Raw genomic sequence first — 13249 nt, 5'->3', positions numbered from 1 at the left:
GCTTGAAACGCGAAGGGGATAACAATTCGAACCCTACGTTTGGAGATTGCGGATGAAAAAGTTTTTGATTGCCCCGTCCATTCTGTCGGCAGATTTTGCCCGGTTAGGTGAAGATACCGCTAACGTGCTGGCCGCTGGCGGCGACGTGGTGCACTTCGACGTAATGGATAACCACTACGTACCCAATCTGACCATCGGGCCGATGGTTTGCCAGGCGCTGCGCGATTATGGCATCACCGCGCCGATTGACGTGCACCTGATGGTGAAACCGGTTGATCGCATTGTCCCGGATTTCGCCGCCGCGGGCGCCAACTACATCTCTTTCCATCCGGAAGCCTCTGAACACGTCGATCGCACCATTCAGCTGATTAAAGAGCACGGTTGCAAGGCCGGTCTGGTATTCAACCCGGCGACGCCGTTGAGCTACCTGGATTACGTCATGGACAAAGTCGACGTGATCCTGCTGATGTCGGTCAACCCCGGCTTTGGCGGCCAGTCGTTTATTCACGGCACCCTGGATAAGCTGCGTCAGGTGCGCAAGCTGATTGACGAAAGCGGTCGCGATATCCGTCTGGAAGTCGATGGTGGCGTGAAGGTAGACAATATCGCCGAGATTGCCGCAGCGGGCGCGGACATGTTTGTCGCCGGTTCAGCGATCTTCGGCAAGCCGGATTACCGCAAAGTGATCGACGAAATGCGCAGCGAACTGGCGAAAGTGACCCATGGCTGATTTCAGCGCGGTTCGCGCTCTGGCCTTCGATCTCGACGGCACGCTGGTAGACAGCGCGCCGGGGCTGGCGGCAGCCATCGATCTGGCGCTGGCCGAAATGGGCCTGCCGCAGGCCGGCGAAGCGCGAGTCGGTACCTGGATTGGCAATGGCGCCGACGTGCTGGTGCAGCGTGCGCTGCGTTGGGCCGAAGTGGAAGCCACGCCGGAACACAGTCGCCAGTTGCGTGAACGCTTCGATCACTTCTACGCGCAAACCGTCGACAGCGGCAGCCGCCTGTTCCCACAGGTGAAAGAAACGCTGGCCCGCCTGGCTGCACAGGGTTATCCGATGGCGCTGGTGACCAACAAACCGACGCCGTTCGTCGCGCCGTTACTGACTGCGTTGGGCATTATCGATTATTTCTCGCTGATCATCGGCGGTGACGACGTGGTGGAAAAAAAACCGCACCCGGCGCCGCTGTATCTGGTGCTCGGCAAGCTTGGCCTGCGCGCCAATGAGCTGCTGTTCGTGGGCGATTCGCGCAACGATATTCAGGCGGCACAGGGGGCGGGTTGCCCAAGCGCTGCGCTGACCTACGGTTATAACTACGGCGAGGCGATAGCCCTGAGCCATCCCGACCGCGTGTTGGAGCGCTTTGCCGATTTGTTGCCCTCTCTTGGGCTGTCATCTTTAGAGAATCAGGAAATTTAAACATGAGTAAGCCCATCGTATTTAGCGGCGCGCAGCCGTCCGGTGAACTGAGCATTGGCAACTACATGGGTGCGCTGCGTCAGTGGGTTAAGCTGCAGGACGATTACGACTGCATTTACTGCATCGTCGATTTGCACGCCATCACCGTACGCCAGGACGCGGAAAAACTGCGCAAGGCTACGCTGGATACGCTGGCGCTGTATCTGGCCTGCGGCATCGATCCGCAAAAGAGCACCATCTTTGTGCAGTCGCACGTGCCGGAACACACTCAACTGAGCTGGGTGCTGAACTGCTACACCTATTTCGGCGAGCTGAGCCGCATGACCCAGTTCAAAGACAAATCCGCGCGCTATGCGGAAAACATCAATGCCGGCCTGTTCAGTTACCCGGTGCTGATGGCGGCGGACATTCTGCTGTATCAGACCAACCAGGTGCCGGTCGGCGAAGACCAGAAACAGCATCTGGAATTGAGCCGTGACATCGGCCAGCGTTTCAACGCGCTGTACGGCGATGTGTTCAAGGTGCCTGAGCCGTTCATTCCCAAGTCCGGCGCGCGCGTGATGTCGTTGCAGGATCCGACCAAGAAGATGTCCAAGTCGGACGATAACCGCAATAACGTGATCGGCCTGCTGGAAGATCCGAAAGCGGTGGCCAAGAAAATCAAGCGTGCGATGACCGACTCCGAAGAGCCGCCGGTGATTCGTTACGATGTGGCGAACAAGCCGGGCGTATCCAATCTGCTGGATATTCTCTCGGGTGTGACCGGCAAGAACATCGCTCAGTTGGAAGCCGAATTTGAAGGCCAGATGTACGGCCACCTGAAAGGCGCGGTTGCCGACGCGGTATCCGGTATGCTGGGCGAGTTGCAGGAGCGTTATCACAACTTCCGCAATGACGAGGCCTTGTTGCAGCAGGTTATGCGTGACGGTGCGGCCAAGGCGCGTGCGCGCGCTCAGGAAACGCTGGCGAAGGTTTACCAGGCGGTAGGCTTCGTATCACAGCCGTAATGCTTTACGCAGATAGAAAAGCGGCCATGAGCCGCTTTTTTTACGTCGGTATCAGGCCATTTGAGCCAGCTTTTGCGGCGTTTCCCGGCTGGAGAACCAGTTCAGCTTGCTGCGCAGGCCCACCACGCTGCCGACGATAATCAGGCTCGGGCTGGCGGCCTGTTGGGCCAGTATCCCCAGTTGGTTCAGCTCGCCTTCGATCACCCGCTGACGGCATGAAGTGCCGTTTTCCACCAGCGCCACCGGCGTGGTAGCGGGCAGGCCATGAGCAATCAGCTGGCGCTGGATGTCCGCCGCCTGCGTCAGGCCCATGTAAAACACCAGCGTTTGTTGCCCGGCGGCCAGCGTCGCCCAGTCCAACCCGCCGTCGCTCTTGGCGTGGCCGGTCACCAGTCGCACGCTCTGCGCATGGTCGCGATGGGTGAGGGGAATGCCGCTGTAGGCCGAACAGCCGGAGGCGGCGGTAATACCCGGTACCACCGAGAACGGGATGTTGGCATCGGCCAGGGTTTCCAGCTCTTCGCCGCCACGACCGAAAATAAACGGGTCACCGCCTTTCAGCCGGACTACGCGTTTGCCCTGTTGCGCTTGCTCCAGCAGGATGCGGTTGATCTGCTCCTGCGGTACGCAATGATGGCCGGCGCGCTTGCCGACGAAGATACGTTCGGCATCACGGCGTACCAGCGTCATGACTTCATCGGACACCAGCCGATCGTAAACCACTACGTCGGCCTGCTGGATCTGTTGCAAACCCTTGAGAGTCAGCAAACCGGCGTCCCCCGGCCCGGCACCCACCAGCACCACTTCGCCGGACTCCTCCGCAGGGCAGTTGAACAGCTGTTCTATCTGTCGTTCCGCCAATATCGGGTCATCATTGGCCAGCGATTGCGCCAGTCGGTCATGGGCAAACAGCTTTTCCCAAAAACGACGGCGGGCGCCCGCGCCGGTAAAGTGCCGTTTCACCCGTTGGCGCAATGAACCGCCCAGTTGGGCCAGCTTGCCAAGATGCTGCGGCAACACGGCTTCCAGCTTTTCACGCAGCAGCCGCGCCAGCACCGGCGCTTTGCCGCCGGAGGACACCGCGACCATGATCGGCGAGCGATCGATAATCGACGGCATGATAAAACTGGCGCGTTTGGGGTCATCGACAACGTTGCAGAAGACCCGTTGCTGGTTGGCACACTGATAGACCAGCGCGTTGACCTCGACCCTATCGGTTGCGGCGATGACCAGCCATTTCTCCGCCAGCAATGCCGCACTGAATTCCCCTTCCACCAGCGTAACCCGGCCAAGGGCTGCCCACTCGTGGAACTGCGGGCTGAATGCGCAGGCGTTGACGGTCAGCAACGCGCCGGCATCCAGCAGCAGACGCGCCTTGCGTTCGGCGACCTCACCGCCGCCGACCAGCAGGCAGGCTTTGTGTTGCAGTTGGCAGAAAATCGGCAGGTAATCCATTGGCAATCCTCGGAGCAATCGGCAGCGGGGGCGCAGTGCGCCCCCGGAATATTATGCAGCCTGGCGCGCTGCGGTTTTCTCGGCCTGCGGACGTTCGGCGCGCGGGGTGGCGTACCAATAACCCAGGCCCATCAGGACCGAACCGGACAGGATATTGCCCAGCGTCACCCACAGCAGATTATGGCCGATCCCGCTCAGCGTGTAGGCTTCGCTGTGATGGCCGAACCAGGACAGGGCGAACAGCGTCATGTTGGCGACGGAGTGTTCATAGCCGGAAGCGATAAAGGCCAGCAGGCACCACCAGATGGCGATGAATTTGGCGGCGCCCTCGACGCGAATGGCCATCCAAATTGCCAGGCAAACCAGCCAGTTGCACAGCACGCCCTTGAAGAACAGCACTTCGGCCGGGGCGGTGGTTTTCGCCAGTGCCGCAGTATGTATCAGACTGGTGTCCACCGGCAGCAGACTACCGCCGCCGTAGTAATACATCAGCGCCACCAGCACCGATCCCAGCAGGTTACCCAACCAGGTTTGCGGCAGTACCGCCCACATCTGGCTGTGGCGAATGGTACCGGCTTTGACGCCCAGCGTCAGGAACATGGTGTGGCCGGTAAACAGCTCGGAACCGGCGATGATCACCAGCGTCAGCGCGATGCCGAAGGTGGCGCCCATCACTAATGGCCGAAGGGACGGATCGACCAGATTGCCAAGGGTGAAGATCAAAATGATGCCGAGGCCGACGTAAGCCCCGGCCATCGCCGAGCTGATCCAGAAGCCCAGTGGGCTGTCTTTCGACAGCCTGACGATGCGTGCCGCGTTAGCGGCGCATTTGTTGATGGTATCGGTGAACATGCTGCTTCCCCTGAGGTTAAAGTGAAAATGTCAGGCCGCGACCTGCACCATGCCGTCGACTACCCGGCTGGTGAAATACGCGACGGAGCGGCTGTCATCTTCCAGGCAGTAGCCGTCGTGCAGGCGGAAATGCTGTTTTTTCAGCGGGCTGGCGACCCACAGTTCCCCCTGATGTTCGGCGATCAGGCCACGTGACAGCACGCTGGCCTGGGCGAAAGGGTCGATATTGCTGATAGCAAACACCTGCTCATCGGCATGGGGGCGGAATATCGCCACCTGCTGTTCGCCGATCAGGGCGCACACGCCGGTGCCTGGCAAGATATCAGTGACGGGGCAAAGGGTGATCCACTGGCTCATAGGTTGTTCTCCTCAGCTTCCAGCAGGGTGACGGGAATGCGTTCATCCGGACGTGCCGGCCGATGCTGTTCGCGCTCGGCCACGACCTGTACGTTCGGATCGCGCAGGCTGCTGTTGATAAAGTGGGCGAAACGCACCTGGGCCTGCGGATCTTCGACGGCTTCTTTCCACTCGCAGATCACCGCCTCACGCAGGCGGGCGATTTCGGCTTCCAACTGATCGTTGATGCCCAGTTTGTCGTCAATGATCACCTTGCGCAGATAATCGATGCCGCCTTCCAGGCTTTCCAGCCACACCGAGGTGCGTTGCAGCTTATCGGCGGTGCGAATATAGAACATCATGAAACGGTCGAGATAACGCTCCAGCGTAGCGCTGTCGAGATCCGCCGCCAGCAGGTCTGCGTGGCGGGGTTTCATGCCGCCGTTACCGCACACGTACAGGTTCCAGCCGTTCTCGGTGGCGATGATGCCGACGTCCTTGCCCTGCGCTTCAGCGCATTCGCGGGTACAGCCGGAAACGCCGAACTTCATTTTGTGTGGTGTGCGGATGCCTTTGTAGCGGTGTTCCAGTTTGACGCCAAACCCGACGCTGTCACCCACGCCAAAGCGGCACCAGGTGCTGCCGACGCAGGTTTTCGACATGCGCAACGCCTTGGCGTAGGCGTGCCCGGTTTCAAAACCGGCGGCAATCAACTTGCTCCAGATGGCCGGCAGGTCGTCTTTCTGCGCGCCGAACATGCCGATGCGCTGAGAACCGGTCATCTTGGTATACAGGTTGTATTCCTTGGCAATCTGGCCGACCGCCATCAGCCCATCCGGCGTAATTTCACCGCCGGCGGAACGCGGGATCACCGAGTAGGTACCGTCTTTCTGGATATTGCCGAGGAAGTTGTCGTTGGTGTCCTGCAGCGGCGTGTGCTGCGGTTTGAGCACGAACTCATTCCAGCAGGAGGCCAGCAGCGAGCCGACGGTCGGTTTACAGACTTCGCAGCCGTAACCTTTGCCGTATTTGGCCAGCAGTTCGTCGAAGGACTTGATACTTTCAACGCGGATCAGGTGGTACAACTCCTGGCGTGAATAGGCGAAGTGTTCGCACAGGTGATGGTTAACTTCGATGCCCTGTTTGCTCAGCTCGGCGTTCAGCACCTGGGTGATCAGCGGAATACAGCCGCCGCAGCCGGTACCGGCTTTGGTTTCTGATTTTATCGCCGCGACGGTGTGGCAACCCATGCCGACCGCCTTGATGATGTCGCCTTTGGTGACGTCGAAGCAGGAACAGATTTGCGCGGTTTCCGGCAATGAATCTACGCCGATGGCCGGTTTGCTGCCCGCGTGCGCCGGCAGGATCAAGCCGTCCGGATTTTCCGGCAGTTCAATGGCGTTCAGCGTCAGTTGCAACAGGTTGCCGTAGTCGCTGGTGTCGCCGACCAGCACCGCGCCGAGCAGGGTTTTGTTGTCGGCGCTGACGATGATGCGCTTATAGACTTCTTTGCTTTCATCCAGATAAACGTAGCTGCGTGCGCCTTCAGTGCGGCCGTGGGCATCGCCAATGCCGCCAACGTCTACGCCCAGCAGCTTCAGCTTGGCGCTCATGTCGGCACCCTGGAAGGCATTTTCACGGCCCAGCAGATGATCGGCCGTGACCTGCGCCATTTTATAGCCCGGCGCCACCAGGCCGAAGGTGCGCTCATGCCAGGAGGCGCACTCACCGATGGCGTAAACGTCCGGATCGGAGGTTTGGCAACTGTCGTTAATCACGATGCCGCCACGGCGGGCGGTAGCCAGGCCACACTGGTGAGCCAGCTTGTCCTGAGCGCGGATGCCGGTGGAAAACACGATAAAGTCCACTTCCAGCTCGGTGCCGTCGGCGAACTGCATGGTTTTGCGCGCCTGTTCCCCGCCGTTGACGATCTCTTTCGTGTTTTTACCGGTGTGCACTTTGACGCCCATGCGTTCGATCTTGCGGCGCAACTGATCGCCGCCCATAGGATCGAGCTGTTCGGCCATCAGCATTGGCGCGAATTCAATGACGTGGGTTTCGACACCCAGGCTTTTCAGCGCACCGGCGGCTTCCAGCCCCAGCAGGCCGCCGCCAACTACGGCGCCGCGTTTGCTGCGGCGTGCGCAGGCTTCGATGGCGTTCAGATCTTCAATGGTGCGGTAGACGAAGCAATCCTGGCTTTCCGAGCCTTTAATCGGCGGGATCCACGGGTAAGAACCGGTGGCCATGATCAGCTTGTCGTAGTAAAGGGAGCGGCCGGTATTGGAGTGAATGACCTTCTCACTGCGGTTGATGGTAATGGCGCGTTCGCCGACCAACACTTTTACGCCCTGTTTTTCGTAAAAGCCTTCGCGCACCAGCGAAAGTTCTTCGGCGGTATGGTGGGCAAAATAAGAAGACAGGTGCACGCGGTCATAGGCGATGCGCGGTTCTTCACAAAATACGGTGATCTCAAACTGGTCCTTGTCTGCTTTTTCCAGCAGATCTTCGATAAACCGGTGGCCGACCATGCCGTTCCCGATGACAGCAAGTTTGACTCTGCTCATTATTGCCTCAAAATTCTGATTTCCTGAGCTTACCTTATGCCTCCCCACGGGCAATTTATTGATGCAAATCAATTACACCTTCATATACCTCTAATGTGGTATATGGGTGATTTTTCTCGATATTTGATAAGTTGCGGTTTTTATTCACCTTTAGCTGAAACGAGCCAGTTGACGCGAACCTTACCCCTGCAGGAGTAGCTGAGGGAGTAATAAACCTTCTGCGGCTTTGTCAGCCGGATCCGCTGCCAGTATGATGAGTAAAACGAGCCGCAACAGCAGAGGTGAAGGGTGGCCAAGAGTCCATTGAAGTTTATCGACAACCTGCGTTTGAGCGGGCATGAAGGGCTGTGGCAACTGGCCATTGAGCAGGGGCGCATTGCCCATCTGGTGCCGCAACCTGAGGGGCAGGAGTGGCGCAGCGACGTGCTTGATGCGCAGGGTGGGCTGGCGTTGCCGGCGTTTGTCGAGCCGCATATCCATTTGGACACCACCCAGACCGCCGGGCAGCCGGCCTGGAACCAGTCCGGTACTCTATTTGAAGGCATAGAACGCTGGGCCGAGCGCAAGGCAATGTTGACCCATGAGGACGTCAAACAACGCGCCTGGCAGACGCTGAAATGGCAGATCGCCAACGGCGTGCAGTACGTGCGTACCCATGTTGACGTCTCCGATCCGACCCTGACCGCGTTGCGCGCCATGCTGGAGGTGAAGCAGGAGGTCGCGCCCTGGGTAACGCTGCAAATCGTCGCTTTCCCGCAGGAGGGCATTATGTCCTATCCCAACGGCGAGGCATTGCTGGAAGAGGCGCTGCGGTTGGGGGCTGACGTGGTGGGGGCCATTCCGCACTTCGAGTTTACGCGCGAATACGGCGTAGAATCGCTGCACAAGGCCTTTGCGCTGGCGCAAAAGTACGATCGGCTGGTGGACGTGCACTGCGATGAGATTGACGATGAGCAGTCGCGTTTTGTCGAAACCGTGGCGGCGCTGGCGCTGAAGCTGGATATGGGCGACAAGGTCACCGCCAGCCATACCACGGCGATGCACTCTTACAACGGCGCTTACACCTCGCGGCTGTTCCGTTTGTTGAAAATGTCCGGCATTAACTTTGTCGCTAATCCGCTGGTCAATATTCACCTGCAGGGGCGTTTCGACAGTTACCCGAAACGGCGCGGCATCACGCGGGTGAAAGAAATGCTGGAGGCGGAGATTAACGTCTGCTTTGGCCACGACGACGTCTTCGATCCCTGGTATCCGCTGGGAACCGCCAATATGCTGCAAGTCCTGCACATGGGGCTGCACGTCTGCCAACTGATGGGATATGGCCAAATTGACGACGGGCTGAAACTGATCACCAGCCACAGCGCGCGCACCCTGCACCTGACCGATTACGGCCTGGCGGCGGGCAACAGCGCCAACCTGGTGATCCTGCCGGCGGAAAGCGGTTTCGATGCGGTACGCCGCCAGACCCCTGTACGCTATTCGATTCGTCAGGGGGCGGTGATTGCCGAGACCCGGCCGGCGGAAACCACGCTGTATCTGGCACAGGATGAGAAGGTAGATTTCCGGCGCTAAAGCTTGGGCATTACTCTTTATCTTTTGCTACAAAAGCCATATCACACTTTGTTTTTAATCATTGCGCAATATATCTACGTAGGTCTGGTAGACGTAGCTTTTGCCTCTCAGGCGGCCTGTCGTCTCCATCAGTACCCCTGCATTTTCCAGCGCTTTGATGGCGGCGTTGGCTGTAGGGAAGGAAACGGCTAACTCCGCCTGAGCGCGTTCCACGGTCAATTTTGGCATTGTTGGTAATAACTCAAAAAGGCGCAATGTTTGTAATGTACTTGATGCGGTTCCGAGAACTTTTTTCCTGTCGGTTGCGATCAGCGAAGCTATCTGAATGATGCTTCGTTGTGCTTCCTCCGCAGCTATTTCAACGCCTTCAAGAAAGAAAATCACCCACGATTCCCAGTCTCCATTGTTCCTGATTTCAGATAAACAACGATAGTACTCCGCCTGATGCGCCTTCAGATAACCCGACACATACAATAATGGCTCGGGCAAAAGCTTCCATGTTTCAAGTAACATGGCGATTAGCAGACGACCTATACGACCATTACCATCAAGAAAAGGGTGAATAGTTTCAAACTGGGCATGCGCCAAAGCTATCCTCACCAGTGGTGGTAAGGTTGGGTTTTCATCGTGTATAAAAATCTCCAGATCTGCCAGTAAATCGGAGACATGCTCTGGCGGCGGAGGAACATAGGCTGCATTGCCTGGGCGTGTGCCGCCAATCCAGTTTTGACTGGTTCGTATACTACCCGGCTGCTTATTTGCACCACGAACGCCATCCAGAAGCACTTTGTGGGCTTCAGTGAGCAAGCGGACCGAGACAGGTAATCCAGACGGGGAGAGTATCTGCTCACGGACAAACCTGAACGCCTGTAGATACCGGGTGACTTCCTCTACATCATTCGCATTTGTTACAGACAATCCGGCTTCTTCATCAAAAACATCTGTCAGCGTCGCCTGAGTCCCTTCAATCTGAGAAGTGAGTAAAGCTTCTCGCCGTATTGCACTGTAGATGAGCCACTCTCCGGATGTCACCAGGCCAGTCATACCCGATAGTTTGGCCAGAGCAAGCTCAGCTCGCTGATTGAGTTCTTGATAGGATTTGGAATTAAGGTCAGGGGCAGATGGTGGTAAAGGTGCGGGCACAAAGGCACTAACGGTTTCCTGATGACTTTGGGTTGTCACAAATCGGCCAGATATGCGCTTCATTAAACTCTCCTTTAATAAGAATGAATATTATTAAACAACTCTTTAATAACATGGATGCTCATTAAAAGTCGCTTTAATTAGTTGAGGTCTTGATAGCGAGTGGCAAAACGCTTATTGCTCCATGTTTACGAGCCCAGAGTTTTGCGGAACAGCAAGCGGAGGCGGTGATCGGAGGTGCTGAATTGGCAACTGTCGGTGGCATAACCTCATTGTGCCCGCCGGCATATGTAAAAAGTCCGGTGAGGGAGGCTCACCGGACTTTGATTTTTTGCAATGATGGTCAAGCATTTTTGCTTAACTGAACGCCATCACGCCGAAATGCTTTTTCACATCACTGACGGCAGATTAGTGCGTCACGTGACCGTGGCTGCGGTGCTTGGTCACGAAACCGAGCAGCAGACACATGACGAACACCGCCAGGTACAGGCCATTGGCGGTGGTCAGCGCAGCGTGTGCACCGCCTTTGGCCACGATCGGGCCGGTGACCACGAAGGTCAGCATGGTGCCGATGGTGCCGCAGGTCAGGATGAAGTTAACCAGCTTCGGTGAAGACACCTTGGTTTGCAGCGAGCCGAGGGTGATCAGCGTGGTGTAGATCGCGCTGGAAACGAAGCCCAGAGCCATAATGTAGTAACCCAGGTGTTGCGGATTGTCGGTGCTGACGAACAGGTACATCGCGCCGGTCGCCAGAGCGGCCAGAACAGTGACGATGCGCTGCAAGTCAAAGAAGCGCAGAATAAAGCTGAACACCCACATGCCAACCATGTACGAAGTCCAGAAATCGCTCACCAGCTTACCGGCCTGGCCAAGGTCCATACCGAAGGATTTGGTGGCGTATTCCGGCACCCATTGGATAAAGCCCAACTGGCCGAGGATATAGCACAGCGCGGCGATCGACAGGAACAGCACGCCGATGCCCCATTTCTCTTTTGCTACCGGCTGGCCGGCATTGGCGCCTTTGTTGCCCAGCACCGGGAACTCGGAGAACAGGGTCAGCACAAAGATACCTACGTACAGCAGGCCGATGCAGGCATACACCCAGTACCAGCCGATCTGACGCGCCAGCAGCATCGCGGCGACAATCGGGAAGATCATCCCGGCCATGCTGAAGAAGGAGTCAGTGAACAGCAGGCGGGAACCGCGCTGGCGGCCGGCGTACATATGGGTGATCAGGAAGGTGCCTATCGACATGGTGATACCGCTGACCACGCCAAGGATAAACATGCACAGGGAGAACATCGTCAGGCTCTTGGTCACCATCAGCCCGGCGACAGCCAGCACCATCAGGATAAAGCCAAACATCAGTTGACGCTTCAGCGGAATGATTTCCATCAACCAGGCGTTGAGGAAGATCGAAATCAAGATGCCGGCGTTAAGGAAAGTAAAGGTGTTGCTCATGCTGGAAACCGGCAGATTAAAGTACTCCGCAATGTTCCCCATCACCATCCCTGTGACGATAACTAAAGCGCCGGTCAGCGCGTAAGAAAAATAGCTGATCCAGGTAAGCCGTAGACGGTTGCTGTCATTCATTATATGGGCCTGATTATGTCTGTTAGGATTATTCCCGTCGCCTTTCAGACCGCAGTTGGGCGCCCAGCTGCAATTTGAAATTCATAGGGTATAACGCTGGGTTAAGGCCGCTGGCTTTTCCTGGTAAAAGCGGAAAAGTCCCGATCAGGCCACCAGGGAGCGGATCCTAGCACAGACAACGGGAGTTTTTGTGATGGTTGTCGACTTTTTGATGCAATCAATGAAAGGTCGTGAAATTTTTTTGTGATCTATTTGCTTATCGTCACAATCGAGTCGCGGCTGACGATCGTCGGCGCGAAGCTGATGTGCGGCGTGGCGGGATCAATCAGCAGCCGCGTGGCGTATTGCGCCATTTCGGTAATCGGAAAATGTACGCTGCTCAGCGCCGGCCGAACGAAGGGGGCGCGTTCGCCGCTGTCGTAACAGATCAGCGAGATATCTTGCGGCACTCGCAGGCGGTGCTCGTTGAGCGCCAACAATGCGCCGATGGCCATCTCTTCGTTACAGCAGTAAATGGCGGTAGGCAAGGTTTGCAGTTGCAGCAGCCGGTCGGTGCAGCGGTAGCCGCTCTCCAGGTCGTAAACGCCTTCCACGCAGGCCAGCGGCTTGATATGCGCGGCCTGCATCGCCTGTTCGAAACCCTGCAGCCGCAGCCGGCTGGAAGCCCGTTCGCTTGGGCCGCTGATGCAGGCAATGCGCCGGTGGCCGGCATCGATCAACTGCTGCGTCGCCATGCGGCTGGCGAGCGGGTGATCAAAGGTGACACAGCGGTCTTCCAGACCGGGCACCAGGCGATCGAGCAGCACAAAGCAGCGTTGCTCCGCCGCCAATTGGCGCAGTTGATCGTCGCTGAGGAAACGCACATGCAGGATCACTCCGTCACAGCGCAGGCTGAACAGCCGCTGGATCGCCCGCCATTCGTTTTCCGCACTGTTGCGGCCCTGGGTCACCAGCAGTTGTTTACCCTGGGATTCCGCCTCGGTTTGCACAAAGTCCATCAGCGCGCCGAAGAAACCGCCGCGATACGAGGTGGTGACCAGGCCCAGCGTATTGCTGTGGCTGGAAGCCAGCGCGCGGGCGGCGGGATTGGGGGTATAGCCGAGTTGAGCTACCGCCCGTTCAACCTTCTCGCGGGTCGGCGCTTTAACGTTGGTATCGCCATTCACTACGCGTGACACGGTGGCGCGGGACACGCCCGCCAAAGCTGCGACATCTTCCAGTGTCACCATCATCCGACTCCTGATTACGGCTTGAACCGGGTTCGGCGTACCGAACCCCTGCATATAGGTATAGCAATGTATCA

Annotated in this window: 11 protein-coding genes; 4 read left to right on the top strand and 7 right to left on the bottom strand. The window is 57.6% G+C overall.

Annotated features, from left to right (window positions below; genetic code table 11):
• Nucleotides 1-52 precede the first annotated feature (52 nt).
• From rpe to trpS, 3 genes are read left to right on the top strand one after another with little or no spacing between them, the layout of a single operon-like run.
• Nucleotides 53-730, top strand: coding sequence for a ribulose-phosphate 3-epimerase (gene rpe / locus D4100_RS20345; protein WP_006319070.1), 678 nt, complete (start codon nt 53-55; stop codon nt 728-730).
• Nucleotides 723-1421 (top strand): phosphoglycolate phosphatase, encoded by a 699-nt coding sequence (locus D4100_RS20340; RefSeq protein WP_006319069.1) that lies wholly within the window; start codon nt 723-725, stop codon nt 1419-1421. The genes rpe and D4100_RS20340 overlap by 8 nt, the downstream gene beginning before the upstream one ends.
• A 2-nt stretch (nt 1422-1423) precedes the next feature.
• Nucleotides 1424-2428, top strand: coding sequence for a tryptophan--tRNA ligase (gene trpS, locus D4100_RS20335; RefSeq protein ID WP_006319068.1), 1005 nt, complete (start codon nt 1424-1426; stop codon nt 2426-2428).
• A gap of 51 nt (nt 2429-2479) precedes the next feature.
• Here the strand turns inward: trpS and cysG are convergent, their stop codons facing one another.
• From cysG to nirB, 4 genes are read right to left on the bottom strand one after another with little or no spacing between them, the layout of a single operon-like run.
• On the bottom strand, nt 2480-3883 hold the full coding sequence (gene cysG / locus D4100_RS20330) for a siroheme synthase CysG (protein ID WP_119805116.1): 1404 nt from the start codon (nt 3881-3883) through the stop codon (nt 2480-2482).
• A gap of 51 nt (nt 3884-3934) precedes the next feature.
• Nucleotides 3935-4735: a nitrite transporter NirC gene (gene nirC, locus D4100_RS20325; protein ID WP_006319066.1), complete on the bottom strand. Its 801-nt coding sequence runs from the start codon at nt 4733-4735 to the stop codon at nt 3935-3937.
• 30 nt (nt 4736-4765) lie between these two features.
• Nucleotides 4766-5092: a nitrite reductase small subunit NirD gene (gene nirD, locus D4100_RS20320; RefSeq protein WP_119805115.1), complete on the bottom strand. Its 327-nt coding sequence runs from the start codon at nt 5090-5092 to the stop codon at nt 4766-4768.
• Nucleotides 5089-7638, bottom strand: a complete 2550-nt coding sequence (nirB, locus tag D4100_RS20315; RefSeq protein WP_006319064.1) for a nitrite reductase large subunit NirB — start codon at nt 7636-7638, stop codon at nt 5089-5091. The genes nirD and nirB overlap by 4 nt, the downstream gene beginning before the upstream one ends.
• Before the next feature lie 303 nt (nt 7639-7941).
• Here nirB and D4100_RS20310 point away from each other — a divergent pair, with 303 nt between their 5' ends.
• Nucleotides 7942-9210, top strand: coding sequence for a cytosine deaminase (locus D4100_RS20310; RefSeq protein ID WP_269465878.1), 1269 nt, complete (start codon nt 7942-7944; stop codon nt 9208-9210).
• A gap of 54 nt (nt 9211-9264) precedes the next feature.
• Here D4100_RS20310 and D4100_RS20305 read toward each other — a convergent pair whose 3' ends face one another.
• From D4100_RS20305 to D4100_RS20295, 3 genes are all read right to left on the bottom strand, one after another.
• Nucleotides 9265-10416, bottom strand: a complete 1152-nt coding sequence (locus D4100_RS20305) for a Fic family protein (RefSeq protein ID WP_119805114.1) — start codon at nt 10414-10416, stop codon at nt 9265-9267.
• Between the two features lie 345 nt (nt 10417-10761).
• Entirely contained in the window at nt 10762-11946 is a 1185-nt protein-coding gene (gene tsgA / locus D4100_RS20300) for an MFS transporter TsgA (RefSeq protein ID WP_006319059.1), read from the bottom strand.
• A gap of 248 nt (nt 11947-12194) precedes the next feature.
• Nucleotides 12195-13175, bottom strand: coding sequence for a LacI family DNA-binding transcriptional regulator (locus D4100_RS20295; protein ID WP_043912473.1), 981 nt, complete (start codon nt 13173-13175; stop codon nt 12195-12197).
• Nucleotides 13176-13249 lie beyond the last annotated feature (74 nt).

Origin of the sequence: Serratia inhibens (assembly GCF_003591175.1) — a bacterium.
Lineage (GTDB): Bacteria > Pseudomonadota > Gammaproteobacteria > Enterobacterales > Enterobacteriaceae > Serratia > Serratia inhibens.
The sequence above is the reverse complement of the archived record's forward strand: the minus strand, read 5'-3'. Positions and strand labels throughout refer to the sequence as shown.